General features: G+C 57.7%; 13 protein-coding genes and 1 pseudogene. 10 read left to right on the forward strand and 4 right to left on the reverse strand.

The features are described from left to right. Nucleotides 1–267: 267 nt before the first annotated feature. The 4 genes and pseudogenes from I9184_RS20505 to I9184_RS20520 all read right to left on the reverse strand — a co-directional run bounded on the left by I9184_RS20505 (nucleotide 268) and on the right by I9184_RS20520 (nucleotide 4,970). Nucleotides 268–1,447 (reverse strand): annotated as a pseudogene (locus tag I9184_RS20505) (IS3 family transposase). Nucleotides 1,448–1,753: 306 nt separating this feature from the next. After that, nucleotides 1,754–2,899, reverse strand: a complete 1,146-nt coding sequence (locus I9184_RS20510; RefSeq protein WP_209835588.1) for an HPP family protein — start codon at nucleotides 2,897–2,899, stop codon at nucleotides 1,754–1,756. 418 nt (nucleotides 2,900–3,317) lie between these two features. Continuing rightward, the gene (locus I9184_RS20515; protein WP_245218236.1) at nucleotides 3,318–4,157 is read right to left on the reverse strand and encodes an amidohydrolase family protein; all 840 of its coding nucleotides are present in this window, start codon (nucleotides 4,155–4,157) and stop codon (nucleotides 3,318–3,320) included. Between the two features lie 18 nt (nucleotides 4,158–4,175). Further along, nucleotides 4,176–4,970, reverse strand: coding sequence for an IclR family transcriptional regulator (locus I9184_RS20520; RefSeq protein WP_171630722.1), 795 nt, complete (start codon nucleotides 4,968–4,970; stop codon nucleotides 4,176–4,178). Between the two features lie 137 nt (nucleotides 4,971–5,107). Between I9184_RS20520 and I9184_RS20525 the strand changes: the two genes are divergently transcribed. The 10 genes from I9184_RS20525 to I9184_RS20570 all read left to right on the forward strand — a co-directional run bounded on the left by I9184_RS20525 (nucleotide 5,108) and on the right by I9184_RS20570 (nucleotide 14,703). Continuing rightward, nucleotides 5,108–6,430, forward strand: coding sequence for an extracellular solute-binding protein (locus I9184_RS20525; RefSeq protein ID WP_209835589.1), 1,323 nt, complete (start codon nucleotides 5,108–5,110; stop codon nucleotides 6,428–6,430). A 72-nt stretch (nucleotides 6,431–6,502) separates the two neighbouring features. After that, the gene (locus I9184_RS20530; protein WP_171630712.1) at nucleotides 6,503–7,399 is read left to right on the forward strand and encodes a sugar ABC transporter permease; all 897 of its coding nucleotides are present in this window, start codon (nucleotides 6,503–6,505) and stop codon (nucleotides 7,397–7,399) included. Nucleotides 7,400–7,404: 5 nt separating this feature from the next. Continuing rightward, on the forward strand, nucleotides 7,405–8,268 hold the full coding sequence (locus I9184_RS20535) for a carbohydrate ABC transporter permease (RefSeq protein WP_171630711.1): 864 nt from the start codon (nucleotides 7,405–7,407) through the stop codon (nucleotides 8,266–8,268). A 4-nt stretch (nucleotides 8,269–8,272) separates the two neighbouring features. Beyond that, a complete protein-coding gene (gene ugpC, locus I9184_RS20540) occupies nucleotides 8,273–9,364 on the forward strand; it encodes a sn-glycerol-3-phosphate ABC transporter ATP-binding protein UgpC (RefSeq protein ID WP_209835590.1) in 1,092 nt (363 codons plus the stop codon). 2 nt (nucleotides 9,365–9,366) lie between these two features. After that, nucleotides 9,367–10,476 (forward strand): mandelate racemase/muconate lactonizing enzyme family protein, encoded by a 1,110-nt coding sequence (locus I9184_RS20545; protein ID WP_171725141.1) that lies wholly within the window; start codon nucleotides 9,367–9,369, stop codon nucleotides 10,474–10,476. Then, the gene (locus I9184_RS20550) at nucleotides 10,473–10,805 is read left to right on the forward strand and encodes an L-rhamnose mutarotase (protein ID WP_245218237.1); all 333 of its coding nucleotides are present in this window, start codon (nucleotides 10,473–10,475) and stop codon (nucleotides 10,803–10,805) included. Before I9184_RS20545 ends, I9184_RS20550 begins: the two co-directional genes overlap by 4 nt. A 5-nt stretch (nucleotides 10,806–10,810) precedes the next feature. Then, the gene (locus I9184_RS20555) at nucleotides 10,811–11,560 is read left to right on the forward strand and encodes an SDR family oxidoreductase (protein WP_171630705.1); all 750 of its coding nucleotides are present in this window, start codon (nucleotides 10,811–10,813) and stop codon (nucleotides 11,558–11,560) included. Nucleotides 11,561–11,579: 19 nt separating this feature from the next. Beyond that, nucleotides 11,580–12,422, forward strand: coding sequence for a fumarylacetoacetate hydrolase family protein (locus tag I9184_RS20560; protein ID WP_171630703.1), 843 nt, complete (start codon nucleotides 11,580–11,582; stop codon nucleotides 12,420–12,422). Next, nucleotides 12,422–13,729 (forward strand): L-fuconate dehydratase, encoded by a 1,308-nt coding sequence (locus tag I9184_RS20565; RefSeq protein WP_171725143.1) that lies wholly within the window; start codon nucleotides 12,422–12,424, stop codon nucleotides 13,727–13,729. Before I9184_RS20560 ends, I9184_RS20565 begins: the two co-directional genes overlap by 1 nt. After that, on the forward strand, nucleotides 13,729–14,703 hold the full coding sequence (locus I9184_RS20570) for an aldo/keto reductase (RefSeq protein WP_171725144.1): 975 nt from the start codon (nucleotides 13,729–13,731) through the stop codon (nucleotides 14,701–14,703). Before I9184_RS20565 ends, I9184_RS20570 begins: the two co-directional genes overlap by 1 nt. The last annotated feature ends 97 nt before the right edge of the window (nucleotides 14,704–14,800 follow it).

Raw genomic sequence — 14,800 nt, forward strand, 5'->3', positions numbered from 1 at the left:
GCGTTGGCCGGTGCTGAGCCCATACCGGATCTGTTAAAAATGTGCTGAACGAGCAAAGTGGTAGAACAATTCTGCACCGGCATGGAAAACCGGTCTGCGCTGCAGCGAAGATCTCGGCCATTCATGCAAGGTGCAGCGAATATTGAAGCCGTGAAACTGCACGGTGCGGGACAGAACCGCCGCTCACTTCACCTGACAACAGGTATCTATTGTAAGGGCTGTTGATCTATGTTTGAGCAGCCTCATCTGACTGGTCCAAGTTGATTGTTAGTGCATCATCGGCCTGTGATCCATCGGGACGATGGTTTCGGGCGCTGGCGGGCGATAGCCCAGAGCATTGTGGGGGCGTTTTGTGTTGTAGTGTCTCCTCCATTGTTCGATCAGAATTTGAGCTTCGCGCAGGCTGTAGAAGATCTCACCGTTGAGCAACTCGTCCCTGAACCTGCCATTGAAACTTTAAAAGTATCCGTTCTTCCACGGGCCGCTAGGTTCGATGTAAGCCGTCTTGGCGCCGACGGCGGCGATCCAGTCTCGGACGGCCTGGGCGACAAATTCCGGCCCGTTATCCGAACGTATGAAACCGGGTGCGCCACGAAGGATGAACAGACCCGTCAGGGCATCGATCACGTCGGTCGACTTCAGTTTTCGCTTCACTTTTATCGCAAGGCACTCCCGGCTGTGCTCATAAAGGATGTTCAGCGTCCGAAAAGCTTTGCCATCGTCGGTTCGGCAATGAACGAAGTCATAGCTCCATACATGATTGCGATACTCCGGCCTCAGCCGAACACACGACCCATCGTTCAGCCAGAGCCGTCCTTTCTTTAGTTGTTTCATTAGTACTTTCAGCCCCTCTCGCCGCCAGAGCCGTTCAATCCGCCCATCACTGACAGACCATCCAGCCTTTCTCAGCAGCGCTGTGTTCCTGCGATAGCCATATCGCCCGTATTGACGGGTCAGCTCAATCATGTCGGCCACCAGCCGGTCTTCGTCTTCGCGACCTTGTGGGACCCGCCGCTGCGTAGACCGATGTTGCCCCAGCACGCGGCAGGCGCGTCGCTCAGATACTTTGAGCTGGCTGCGGACATGATCGATGCAGGCACGACGACGAGCGGGGCTCAGTAGGGCTTCGCGTTCAGGCCTGCAAATCATCCACTGGATGATTTACTTTACGGCCTTCATCCTTTGTGGCTTCCGTCAGGATCAGTTTGTCCAACTTCAGATCTGAAACCGCGCGTCTCAGTCGCTCGTTCTCTTTCTGAAGCCGTTTCAGTTCTTTCAACTGGTCTACGCCCATTCCGCCGTACTTCTTTCGCCAGCGGTAATAGGTTTGTTCAACAACGCCAATCTGTCTGATCGCATCGAGACGGGACATGCCTTGCCCCATCAGAACTTCAACCTGCCGAAACTTCGAGACAATCTCTTCGGGCTTCGGTCGCTTGTTTGCTATTCGTGGTCCTCTGTTTCCTAAACATAACGGTGGACCAGTTTAGTTGGGGAGGCTCAGTACTTACTGCCCCCAAATCCTGGGACCGCAGCGCTTGTCCAAACAGCAGATCGCGTTCGCGCGCAGATGGCCATGATTGTTTGAACCGAAAACTCGAAATACTGGAGTAGGGCGCAGATATTAGGGTTAGGGCTGGGTTTTCCGCCCCGGCTTCTCAGGCATTGTCCTTCCGTCAATCGGGTCTTACTCGAAGAAATCTGAACATCCGATCTATGCGCAAAGAACTTGACGTCGCCGATTGCCTGCGGATTAACCGCTGCGAACAGCGGCTCGTGCCAATGCGGCGATCAGGTCGGTCCGCGTGACAATCCCTACGATGCGATCGTATTCGAGGACAGGGACGGCGTCGACATCCTCAACCGCCATCATCGGAAGCAGCACCCCGAGGGGTGAATTTGTCGTCACGCGCGGGCCTGCCACCTCCATGATGTCACCCGCTGTCACAGGCATCTCCCTTTTGCGATCCAATAAACGATTGAGTGTCGAAAAATATCCGCGCTTCAACCTGATTGCGTCTTCACGGGCCTGTCTGATCAGATGCATCTGAAAAATGACGCCCAGAAACTTTTCGTCGTTTCCGACGACAGGAAGAGAAATGAACCTGTGCCTTTTGAACAGCTCGGCAACCTCCCCGAGCGCCGTTTCGGGACCCACTGTGATCAGACTGGAGGACATGACATCTTTTGCCGTCAAAGGTGCGGTCACGTGTGTTGCCGCCTGCAGTTCCGCCGCGCTGATCAGGCGTGCCAGATCCTCGACCCCCAGATTGAAGGAGTGTCGGTAGCGCTCCAGAATACCTGCAAGTTCTTCTTCGGACAGGCCGAGGCGCTCTGAGGGGTTCTTTTCTTCCGATTGATTATTGCTCGGATCGTCGAATTGCCGGAATGGATAGCGACGTCCGGTGATCCGGGCATAGACTGTCGCAAGGATGACAAGGACACAGGTTCCGACCGCAATCGGTGCAAGCGCAAACCAGAACCCCAATTGCGCGATGGCCTCGGGATTCAAAGCGGCCGTCATGGCGACGGCTCCTGCCGGCGGATGAAGCGCCCGGCACAGGATTGTTGCGGTAATGGCAAGCCCAACTGCAAGCGCAACGCGTAGCGCCGAGTCTGCGATTGTCATGCAAACAGCCACGCCGACAAGGGCCGCCACCGTATTGCCGACAACGGCGGACCAAGGCTGCGCGAGCGGGCTATTTGGGACAGCAAAGAGCAAGACAGAGGTCGCTCCGAAGGGTGCTACAAGATAAAGACCCAAATCCAGATCGGAACCCGGAGTCAGAAGGAACAGTCCCGTCAGCCCAAGACCGACAAGAGCGCCCAGACCCGCACGAGCCGCTTCAATCGGTGAAACGCGGGAAACGGCCGGCCCGACAGATCTGAGAATATACACGGCGCAGGCCCCATCCTTCTTCTTCTGCGCACAGTTTCAGCAGAATGCAAAAAGTTCAACCGCAGGGTTGCAGAGAGAGAATGCCGACCAACGACTTTGCCACTTTATTGGATGGGCGACATGGGAATTGGAAGCTGCTTGAAAGTGGGTAAATTTTTCAACACATCAGGCTGCTCTTTTGCACATCAAGGCTAAAGCAGATGGCCTGGCCCTTGGCGACCAAAGCTCCAGTCGTTTTCTACCCAGCCTTTCCAACGGTCTGCCACGCACGGCGCAAGACACAGGACGGATGTGAAAAGTGCATTTGCCGAAGCTGGTCTCCCTCTCAGATACAAGCTTGAAGCATGTTTGTCGGCGGATTTGAGCCCTTTTTGTCAACATCAATTGAGGCCCGCTCAATCGGGTTGTCTTCTATGTTTTAGCTGGACAAACGAGGGTAGGCCGCTTTCGGACTTTGCGAGAGGATACTTTTTGCTGCGTCACCCATGGCACCCATGGCGATCTCGTGCCACGATTTGTAGTCCGAGGCGAGGTTAAGAACCGGCCAGTCGCTGCCGAACAGCAGCCTCTCTGGGGCATAAATGCCAAGAATGTGGGCAATGTAAGGCTCAAGGCTGCTTGGCTTCCAATCGGTCGAGGCTTCGGTCACAATGCCCGACAGTTTACAAAACACCTGCGTGTTTTCGGCAATGTCAGCCATGTCCTGCGCCCAGCCCTCATAGGCCCCATTGCGGATTTCGGGCTTGGCGCAATGGTCAATGACGACTCGCAAATCGGGGTATTTTGCCAGAAACGCTTTGAGATGGTGTAGATGGTGGGGCAATACCAGAGCATCGAATGTCAGATCATTTTCGACCATGGCAGCGATAGCCGGACGCAGATCATCGCGCAGCATCCAAGCGTCATCGGGAATGTCCTGTATCATCGGGCGTAGTCCAAGAAGCTTTGGATGGGCCGCCAATCGCGCGATCGAGGCTGGTGCCGTTTCGGCGGCAAGGTCCACCCACCCGACAACCCCTCGTATCCAGTCATGCGTGTCTGCAAGAGACAGCAGGTATTCAGTCTCGGCCTCAGTATCGGCGGCCTGAACCGCGATGGTTCCACTGATACCCGCCTCGTCCAGCAAAGGTTTCAAATCCTTGGGCAGAAAATCGCGATATAGCGTTTCAAGCTCGGGTGTCAGCCAGCCGTAATCGCCTCGATCGAGCTTCCAGAAATGCTGATGCGTGTCGATGACCATGCTAAAACCTCTGATCATGTTTTTTGTTAAGCCGCCTTAAGCGGCTCCGAATTCCGGTGTTGATCCACCGTGAAGCAACGTCAGTTCCCGGGCCAGTTCCCGGTGCATATTCACGATTTCGTCCAGAGAGGGGACTTTCAGATCGTCGACACGTTCCAGATAGGGGCAGCTCAGCACCGCTGCGGCCCTGCCGCCCGGGCCAAAAATCGGGAAAGCCACATTGGTTACACCGATCGCAGTTGCAGACGGCATTTTTTCATAGCCCAAGCGTCGGATGCGGGCGATATGCTCCATGAACTCGCTACGGTCCAGCGGGGGTTCACCTACGGCAAGGCGGTGCTGCTCGATCAGGTCCTCGACTTCTTCATTTGAACGGAAGGCCGCCAGCACCCGGCCAGAGCCTGTATTCCCCAGCCCCACGACGGTTCCGGTTTTCAGCGCAAGGCCCCAATTGCCCGGAGACTCCGCTGAGGCCACGATCACGATATCACCGTTGCTTTCCATTCCCATATGGCAGGATTGCCAAGTTTTTCGTGTTATCGCGCGCATACGGGGCAGGGCACTTTCGATTACCCGTCCAATCGGCGGGTGTCGCTGCGAAATAGCGAACATCTTCAGGCCAAGTGAATATCGATCGCCTGACAGGGACCGGATGACATACCCGCGCCGTACCAGTGTCGAGAGCATCCGGTAAATCTCAGACGGGGACCGTTCCAGCGCCTTTGCGACCTCTCCCTGGGTCAGTCCCTCACCGTGGTCAGCCAAAAGCTCGATGATATCCAGGCCTTTTTCCAGCGCGGGTGCGCGGTATTTGTCGGTGATGTCGTCCATACAGTGCCCTGTCGCGCAATATTCCTGATTGATTTTCAGTCATTGGGAAGGCTAAGTCAACATTGATTTATAGATGAATAAATGTTTTAAATACGAACAAACAACAAGCATCGCTTGATTGCATCAGGGAGGACATGATGAAAAAATCCAGCATTTTAATGGGTTTGATGGTCGGAACAGCGATAGTCGCGGCCGTCGAATCGGCAAGTGCGTCGGATTGGGGGAGCTTTGATGGCGCGACCATCGAGGCGAAACTGATCGGCGGTCAACAATACGAAGGTCTCTATGGCCGTATTGCCGAATGGGAAGCTGCGACCGGCGCCAAGGTCGACATTATTTCGAAAAAAAGCCACTTCGAGATCGACAAGGAAATCAAGTCGGACATGGCCGCTGGGACCACCAGCTGGTGCGTGGGTTCAAACCACTCTTCCTTTGCGCCCCAGTATGAAGGGCTCTATGTTGATCTGAACGAGCTGGTTCCAGCGGAAACCATTGCCGAATTCGTTCCGGGCAACATTGGCGCCTCGACGGTCGACGGCCAGCTTTTGATGCTGCCGCGCGCGCAGTTTGACGTTTCAGTGCTTTATTACCTGAAGTCGAACTATGAAGACGCCGACAAGGCCGCCGCGTTCAAGGAAAAATACGGCTATGATCTGGCTGTTCCCGAGACGTGGGAGCAGGTCAAAGATCAGGCGATCTTTTTTGCCGACCCTCCGAATTTCTACGGCACTCAGTATGCAGGCAAGGATGAGGCCATCGTGGGTCGGTTCTATGAGATGGTTGTCGCCGAGGGCGGCAACTATCTGGACGAAAACAAGAAACCAATCTTCAATTCCGAGGCAGGTCAGCGCGCGCTGCAGTGGTTCGTAGACCTGTACGAGGCCAAGGCGGTTCCGGCTGGCACGACGTCCTATGTGTGGGACGATCTGGGGCAGGGCTTTGCCAGTGGAACCGTGGCGCTGAACCTGGACTGGCCGGGCTGGGCCGGGTTCTTCAACGATCCGGAATCGTCCAAGGCTGCTGGCAACGTCGGCGTTGCTGTGCAACCCATGGGTTCGGCGACGCGGACCGGTTGGTCCGGGCATCACGGGTTCTCGGTCACCAGTGACTGTGCAAACAAAGACGCCGCAGTATCGCTTGTTCAGTTCCTGACCAGCGAGGAAAGCCAGTTGGCCGAAAGCGCTGGTGGCTCGCTGCCGACACGGACAGCCGTTTGGGAGGCCAACGTCGCTGCGGCGCAAGCTGGTGATGACGCATTCCGCGCCGAAGCTCTGGCCGCGTTTGCCGAAGGTGCGAAATACGCCTTTGCGGTACCGCCAATCCCGGAATGGGGCGAGACCACAAACCTGGTCTTTCCGGAACTGCAGGCCGCCATCGTTGGCGACAAGACTGTGCAGCAGGCGCTGGACGATGCCGCGGCTGCGGTGGACGAGCTGATGCGGGAATCTGGTTACTACTGAACCCGGACCCACAAGTATCCGCGGCGGGTGTTCCGCTGCGGGTGAACCCCCAAGACCCCCAAAAGGTGCACCATGACCCGCCGCCGCTTGCCCGAGTGGTTAGTCCTTCTGTTGCCTGCGATCATCGTGATTGCCGCAGTTGTTCTGATCCCTCTCATCTTCTCGCTCTATTCCAGCTTCACGTCGTACAAGCTGACGCGGCCTTCGACGCTGTGGAAATGGGTGGGGTTCTTCAATTACGAAAAAATCCTGACCGATGCGAAATTCTGGGCGGCGTTCGGGCGCACGGTGCTGTTCCTGACCATCGTTCTGAATCTGGAACTGCTGTTGGGACTGGGCATTGCGTTGATGATGAACAAGGTCACATGGGGGCAGCGTACGCTGCGCACGATCCTGATGTTCCCGATGATGTTCTCGCCCATTCTTGTTGGCTTTCAGTTCAAGTTCATCTTCAACGACAATATCGGGCTGGTGAACAACGTGTTGCAATCGGTGGGCTTCCAAAATGCCTCGCTGCCGTGGCTGGTGGACGGCAACCTTGCGATGTTCTCGATCATGTTCGCGGAAATCTGGATGAGCACATCCGTCTTCGCCATTCTGATCCTGGCCGGTCTGTTCGCCATGCCGCGTGACCCGCTCGAGGCCGCCAAGGTCGATGGCTGCACCGCCTGGCAGACCTTCCGCCACATCACTCTGCCGTTCCTGATGCCATTCATCTTTATTGCCATGACCATCCGCTCGCTGGACGTCGCACGGGCCTATGACATCGTGCAGATCATGACAGGCGGCGGCCCTGCCCGTCGCACGGAACTGTTGTGGACGTTGATGAGCCGCACCGGCTATGTCGATGCCCGCATGGGGCTGGCGAACGCGATGGGTTATATCTCGATCCTGCTGTCGATCCTCTTCACCATCTATTTCTTCCGCAAGCTCAGCGCCGCACGTGCTGAACTGGGAATGGCGGGGTAGGGCCAATGGACCGCAATCTAGCACATCGCAATCGCCGCCGCGCCCTGAAAACTGCGCACTTCATCGGGCTGTTCCTGATTATGTCGATCATTTGCATTCCCGGGCTCTGGATTGTTCTCAACTCGTTCCGTCCAACGGTCGAGATTATGGCCAAACCGCCGGTCTGGACCCCCAGCTTTACGCTAGACCACTACCGCGCCATGTTCGGCGGCGCGGGCGAGGGCGGTGTGCCAGTGTTCAGCTATTTCCGCAACTCGCTGATCGTTTCGGTCGTCTCAACCTTTATCGCGATCCTGATCGGCATGTCGGGCGGCTATGCCTTTGCCCGCTATCGCTTCAAGGGCAAATCGGGCTATTTTGTCGGGCTGATGCTGTTCCGCGCGGTTCCCGGTGTGGCGTTGTCGCTGCCCCTGTTCATCGTGTTTGCCCGGGTCGGCATCATCGACACCCATTTCGGCCTGATCCTGGCCTATGTGGCGATGAACGTGCCGTTCACCATCTGGTTGACCGACGGGTTCTTCCGCCAGATCCCGAAAGAGCTGCACGAAGCGGCAGAAATTGACGGCTGCACCCGCTGGCAGGCATTCTGGAGGGTGGAATTTCCGGTGGCGCGCTCGGGCGTTGCCTCGGCGGCGATCTTTGCCTTCCTCACCTCGTGGAACGAATTCGCGCTGGCGTCGCAGCTGACCCGCTCGGTCGGGTCCAAGACGATGCCTGTGGGTCTTTTGGATTTTACCGCCGAATTTACCATCAACTGGGGGGGAATGTGCGCGCTTGCGGTTCTCATGATCGTGCCCGCGCTGGTCCTGACCTTCATCGTCCAGAAACACCTGATTGCCGGCCTGACCTTCGGCGGCGTCAAAGGATAAGAAAATGACTGAAGTTACCCTTTCCAATGTCGTCAAGAAATATGGCAAGCATCAGGCTGTGCACGGCATCGACCTGGGCATCCATGACGGAGAGTTCGTCGTGCTGGTCGGCCCTTCGGGCTGCGGCAAGTCGACGACGCTGCGGATGATTGCCGGACTCGAAGAAATCTCCGGCGGCGAGATCGCCATCGGCGGCCGTGTCGTCAATGACCTGCCCCCGCGCGAACGTAACATCTCGATGGTGTTCCAGAACTATGCTCTGTATCCGCATATGACCGTGCGCGAAAATCTGGGCTTTTCACTGAAGATCGCCAAGCGGCCCGTGGATGAGATTGCCAAATCTGTGGCCGAGGCGGCGGGCATTCTGGGACTGGACGAGTTGATGGAGCGCAAGCCCGCCGAACTGTCGGGCGGTCAGCGCCAGCGCGTCGCAATGGGCCGCGCCATCGTGCGGCACCCCGACGTGTTCCTGTTTGACGAGCCGCTGTCGAACCTTGACGCCAAGCTGCGCACCCAGATGCGGGTCGAGATCAAGAAGCTGCACCAGAAGGTCGGCAACACCATTATCTACGTAACACACGATCAGGTCGAGGCGATGACGCTGGCGGATCGAATCGTTCTGATGCGCGACGGCCATATAGTGCAGGTCGGCACCCCGCTGGACCTGTTCAACACGCCGGTAGATACCTTCGTGGCGACCTTCATCGGCTCGCCGCCGATGAACCTTGTCGATGGAGAGGTGTCCGGTGGCACCCTTCGTCTGAATGGCGGTATCGAGCTGTCCGTTCCCGCATCCGCGCGGTCACTTGTTCGCGACGGCCAAAAGGTGCGGTTCGGTTTCCGCGCCGACAACCTGATGCCAGTGGGCCACTCGGTCGAGGAAGAAGGCGAGACCGCAGAGCTGGACCTGTCCGTCACGCTGACGGAACCGCTTGGCACCGAGACGCTGCTGTTCGCCGACCTGGCCGGGGTCGAGGTCCAGGCCAAGATGTTCAATCCGCGCCCCGTCGCTCCGGGCGAGGCGATGAAGTTCCGCCTGATGCTGGACAAGACCCATGTCTTTGACGCTGCATCGGGCAAGGCGATCCGGGGGTAAGCATGGCGACAATCACTCATATTGAACTGCGCATGATCGATCTGGTGCCCAAGGTGAAACGGGTCGACGCCATTCAGACCTTTGTCAGTCAAGAAACCCCGATCCTTACTGTCTATGACAGCGACGGCGCCAGTGGTACGGGCTATTCCTATACCATTGGCACAGGTGGGCCATCTGTCATGGCGCTGCTGGAACACACGCTGGCCCCGATGCTGACCGGGCGCGACCCGGACCGGATCGAAGGCATCTGGCGCGACCTGCTGTTTGCCACTCACGCGACAGCGGTGGGCGCAATCACCTCGTTGGCGCTGGCCGCCATCGACACCGCGCTTTGGGATCTGCGTTGCCGCAAGCAAGGTCTGCCGCTTTGGAAAGCCGCCGGGGGATCGCGCGAAAAAGTGCCGCTTTATTCCACCGAGGGCGGCTGGTTGCATCTGGAAACGCAGGCGCTGGTCGATGACGCGCTGGCGATGCAGGCACAGGGCTTTCGCGGCTCAAAAATCAAGATCGGCCGCGATCACCTGAGCGAAGATGACGCGCGTCTGGGGGCGGTCCGGTCTGCCCTGGGTGGCGGGTACGAGATTTTGACCGATGGCAATCAGGGCTTTACTCTGTCCGAAGCGATCCGCCGGGCGCGGGTTCTCGAGGAGCACGGGATAGGCTGGTTCGAAGAACCGCTGCCCGCCGATGATGTGGCAGGCCATGTGCAACTAGCGCAACACACCAGCGTGCCGATTGCGGTGGGCGAAAGTATGTATTCGCTGAGCCAGTTCAAGGATTACCTGCAAATGGGCGCGGCCTCGATCGTGCAGGTGGATGTGGCCCGGATTGGTGGCATCACCCCGTGGCTGAAGGTGGCGCACATGGCCGAGGCGTTCAACGTCATGGTTTGCCCGCATTTCCTGATGGAGCTGCACCTGCCGCTGGTGTGCGCTATCCCTAACGCAAAATGGCTGGAATACATCCCGCAATTGGACACCGTGACCAACGGCCCAATCCGGATTGCGGACGGTCACGCCATCCCTTCTGATGAACCCGGTTTGGGTATCGATTGGGATTGGGATGCGATTTCGCGGCTTTCCGAGGTCAAAACCGTCAAGGAAGGTGCATGATGCAGCGCATGGGCATGGTAATCGGGGTCAAACCCGAGATGATCGAAGAATATAAGCGCCTGCACGCCGCCGTCTGGCCGCAGGTTCTTAAGCAGATCAGAAACAGCAACATTCGCAACTATACCATCTTCCTGCGCGAGCCGGAAAACCTGTTGTTCGGGTACTGGGAATATCACGGCGAGGATTTCACTGCGGATATGGCCAAGATGGCCAAGGACCCGTTGACTCAGGAATGGTGGACCCATACCGACCCCTGCCAGTCGCCTCTGGCCAGCCGCGCCGAGGGCGAGCAATGGTCGATGATGCAAGAAGTATTTCACACGGATTAAAAGCTATGACTGACACAACGGGCCGTCTGGCCGGAAAAAAGACACTCATCACCGCCGCAGGCCAGGGCATCGGACGGGCGACGGCCGAGCTGTTCGCCGCCGAAGGGGGCGAGGTCATCGCCAGCGACATCAACGAGGATGCGCTGGCGGAATTGGCTAACAACCCGCGTGTCACTGCGCTGAAGCTGGATGTGACCGATGGCGCCGCAGTAGAGGCCGCCGTTACAGATATCGGCCCGCTGGACGTTCTGTTCAACTGCGCGGGCTATGTGGCGAACGGCACCATTCTGGAATGTGACGAAAAGGACTGGGATTTCAGCTTTGATCTGAACGTCAAGGCGATGTATCGGCTGATCCGTCTGACCCTGCCGGGAATGCTGGACAACGGTGGCGGATCGATCATCAACATGTCCTCGGTCGCGTCCTCGATCAAGGGCGTGCCGAACCGGTTTGCCTATTGCGCGTCCAAGGCGGCGGTGATCGGTATCACCAAGGCAGTGGCCGCTGACTATGTCACCCGTGGCATTCGCTGCAACGCGATCTGCCCGGGCACCGTTGACAGCCCCTCGATGCACGGACGTTTGCGCGCCACCGGCAACTATGAACAGGCACTGAAGGACTTCATCGCACGTCAGCCGATGGGCCGCATCGGAACCGCCGAAGAAATCGCGGCATTGGCACTGTACCTCGCCAGCGACGACAGCGCCTTCACCACAGGACAGAACCACGCCATCGACGGCGGCTGGTCCATTTGATTTGCAGGAGAATTGAGAGATGAAACTGTTGCGCTATGGCCCGGTCGGGTCCGAAAAACCGGGTTTGCTGGATGCCGAAGGGAACATTCGCGACCTGTCGGGTGTTGTTGATGATGTTTCGGGCGACACTCTAAGCGACGCCGCGCTGGACAAGTTGCGTGGCATCGACCCTGACTCATTGCCGTTGGTCGATGGCGACCCGCGTATCGGCGCCTGCGTGGGCCAGGTGGGAAAATTCATCTGTATCGGCTTGAACTATGCTGACCACGCCGCCGAAAGCGGCATGGAACTGCCGCAGGAGCCGGTGATCTTCTTCAAGGCCACTTCCTCGATCTGCGGGCCGAACGACGACACCGAAATCCCGCGCAGCTCGGTCAAGACCGATTGGGAGGTCGAGTTGGGCGTGGTGATCGGCAAGCACACCAAATACGTCAATGTCGAAGAGGCGCTGGACCATGTGGCAGGTTATTGCGTCATCAACGACCTGTCCGAGCGTGATTTCCAGCTGCACCGCTCGGGCCAATGGGTCAAGGGCAAGTCGGCGGACACGTTCGGCCCGATCGGTCCCTGGCTGGTGACACGGGACGAGGTTGCCGACCCGCAGAACCTGCCCATGTACCTAGAGGTCAACGGCCACCGCTATCAGGACGGCTCGACCCGGACCATGCATTTCGACGTGGCAACCGTTATCTCGCACCTGTCGCAATTCATGTCGCTGCAGCCCGGCGATGTAATCTCGACCGGTACGCCTCCGGGTGTCGGTATGGGGCAGAACCCTCAGACCTATCTGAAGCCTGGCGACGTTGTTGAACTTGGCATCGAAGGGCTGGGTGTTCAACGTCAGAACGTGGTGGCGGGCTGATGGTTACCATTACCGACCTGAAAACCTTCGACCTGCGGTTCCCGACCTCAGACTCGCTGGACGGGTCAGACGCAATGAACCCCGACCCGGATTATTCCGCCGCCTATGTGGTGCTGGAAACCGATGGCGCGTATCAGGGCCATGGCCTGACCTTCACCATCGGGCGAGGGAATGAGATTTGCATTACCGCTATTGAGGCGATGCGGCACCTGCTGGTCGGTCTCGATCTGGATTGGGCGCGCGAAGACATGGGACGGTTCTGGCGCTATGTCACCGGCGACAGCCAGTTGCGCTGGATCGGGCCGGACAAGGGTGCAATCCATCTGGCCACCGGTGCGGTGGTCAATGCGGTCTGGGATCTGCTGGCGAAAGAGGCCGGCAAGCCCGTCTGGCAACTGGTCGGGGAAATGACGCCCGAGGAAATCGTGCAACTTGTCGATTTCCGCTACATGACCGATGTTCTGACCAGGGACGAGGCGCTGGACATTCTGCGCAGGGCCGAACCGGGCAAGGCGGACAGGATCGCAAAGCTGAGGGCCGAAGGTTATCCCTGCTATACCACCTCGGCAGGATGGCTGGGCTATTCCGACGATAAGCTGCGCCGCTTGTGCCGCGAAGCGCGCGAGGCCGGATTTACCCATACCAAGTTCAAGGTGGGCCGCGAACTGGCCGACGACATCCGCCGCCTGACTATCGCCCGCGAGGAACTGGGCGAGGGCATGAACATCATGATCGACGCCAATCAGGTATGGGAGGTCGATCAGGCTATCGACTGGGTCAAGGAACTATCATTTGCGCGACCTTTGTTCATCGAGGAACCCACCAGCCCCGACGATGTGGTTGGGCACAGAAAAATCCGTCAGGCAATTGCCCCGATCAAGGTGGCGACGGGTGAAATGTGCCAGAACCGCATTCTGTTCAAACAGTTCATTGCCAACGAGGCTATTGATTTCGTGCAAATCGACAGCTGTCGTCTGGGCGGTTTGAACGAAGTGCTTGCGGTACAGCTGATGGCAGCAAAATTTGGCTTGCCGGTCTGGCCCCATGCCGGCGGCGTGGGCCTGTGCGAGTATGTGCAGCATCTGTCGATGATCGATTATGTGGCGATCACCGGTGAAAAAGACGACAAACGCATCGAATTTGTCGATCACCTGCACGAGCATTTCGTCGACCCCTGCATCGTGGAGAACGGTGCCTATCAGGCACCTGTGGCGCCGGGGTTTTCCATCGAGATGAAGGCAAGCTCGATCGCCGATTATCAACATCAACCATCTGCAACGCAAACCGCCGAGCAAGGAGCGGCCTGATGCGACAGAACCTCATTGGGAATACCGGTGTGCGCGTGACCGAGGCATCGTTTGGCTGTGCGAGTATCGGAAACCTGTACCGCCCAGCGACCGACGCGCAGGTGGATGAGGTGCTGCAATGCGCTTGGGACGCGGGTATCCGTTATTTCGATACCGCACCGCATTATGGTCGCGGCCTGTCCGAAATGCGACTGGGCCGCTTCCTTACGCGGTATCCCCGCGACGAATACGTCATTTCAACCAAGGTTGGGCGGGTGCTGTCACCCGGATCAGCGATGGTCGAGGCCGATGGCTTTGTCGATCCGCTGCCCAACGCGGTGCGCTATGACTATTCAGGCGACGGGATTGAAGCTTCGCTGGAACACAGTTTTGGCCTTCTGAATACCAACTACGCAGATATCGTCTATGTCCACGATATCGGTGAATACACTCACGGACAGGACAATAGCGCCCATATGGAAGCCTTCCTCGGGTCGGGATATGAACGGCTGGTAAGGTTGAAGGAGCAGGGCAAAATCCGGGCTTTCGGGCTGGGCGTGAACGAAAACCAGATTTGTCTCGACGTAATGGACCATGGCCCCATCGACGTGATCCTGTTGGCTGGTCGGCTAACACTTCTGGACCGATCGGCAGAACAGGAGCTCACCGCCAAATGCCGAGCGCTAGGTACTAGCCTGGTACTGGGCGGCGTGTTCAATTCGGGCATCCTCGCTACCGGCCCGGTCGAAGGAGCAACCTATGATTATGTCCCGGCATCACCGGAAGTCATCGAGCAGGTAAAAAACCTTCAAACAAGAGCCGAGGTGCTTGGGCTGCAACTGGCAACTGCGGCGCTTCACTTTGCCAAACGGCATGAGTTGGCAGCCTCTGTCCTGTTGGGAACAGCTAGCGCGCGGTCATTGCAACGAAACCTTACTGCATTGGATGGACCAACGCCTGATGAGTTTGACAGTCATTTCAGGCGAGGATTTTGACGTGCAAGATGATGACAGGCGCAATCCGCCTAGCCGATAACCTAGGGTCAGAATTCATAGCCAAAAAGATGACGGTAGCCGCCTGTGCGATGGCTGA

The organism is Ruegeria sp. HKCCE3926, from assembly GCF_017872515.1.
In the GTDB taxonomy this organism is placed as follows: Bacteria; Pseudomonadota; Alphaproteobacteria; order Rhodobacterales; family Rhodobacteraceae; genus Ruegeria.

Coding starts and splice junctions, on each gene's coding strand:
- I9184_RS20530 (WP_171630712.1), top strand. CDS start 6,503: ATGACCCGCCGCCGCTTGCCCGAGTGGTTAGTCCTTCTGTTGCCTGCG.
- I9184_RS20515 (WP_245218236.1), bottom strand. CDS start 4,157: ATGATCAGAGGTTTTAGCATGGTCATCGACACGCATCAGCATTTCTGG.
- I9184_RS20565 (WP_171725143.1), top strand. CDS start 12,422: ATGGTTACCATTACCGACCTGAAAACCTTCGACCTGCGGTTCCCGACC.
- I9184_RS20550 (WP_245218237.1), top strand. CDS start 10,473: ATGATGCAGCGCATGGGCATGGTAATCGGGGTCAAACCCGAGATGATC.
- I9184_RS20570 (WP_171725144.1), top strand. CDS start 13,729: ATGCGACAGAACCTCATTGGGAATACCGGTGTGCGCGTGACCGAGGCA.
- ugpC (WP_209835590.1), top strand. CDS start 8,273: ATGACTGAAGTTACCCTTTCCAATGTCGTCAAGAAATATGGCAAGCAT.
- I9184_RS20545 (WP_171725141.1), top strand. CDS start 9,367: ATGGCGACAATCACTCATATTGAACTGCGCATGATCGATCTGGTGCCC.
- I9184_RS20535 (WP_171630711.1), top strand. CDS start 7,405: ATGGACCGCAATCTAGCACATCGCAATCGCCGCCGCGCCCTGAAAACT.
- I9184_RS20525 (WP_209835589.1), top strand. CDS start 5,108: ATGAAAAAATCCAGCATTTTAATGGGTTTGATGGTCGGAACAGCGATA.
- I9184_RS20555 (WP_171630705.1), top strand. CDS start 10,811: ATGACTGACACAACGGGCCGTCTGGCCGGAAAAAAGACACTCATCACC.
- I9184_RS20560 (WP_171630703.1), top strand. CDS start 11,580: ATGAAACTGTTGCGCTATGGCCCGGTCGGGTCCGAAAAACCGGGTTTG.
- I9184_RS20520 (WP_171630722.1), bottom strand. CDS start 4,970: ATGGACGACATCACCGACAAATACCGCGCACCCGCGCTGGAAAAAGGC.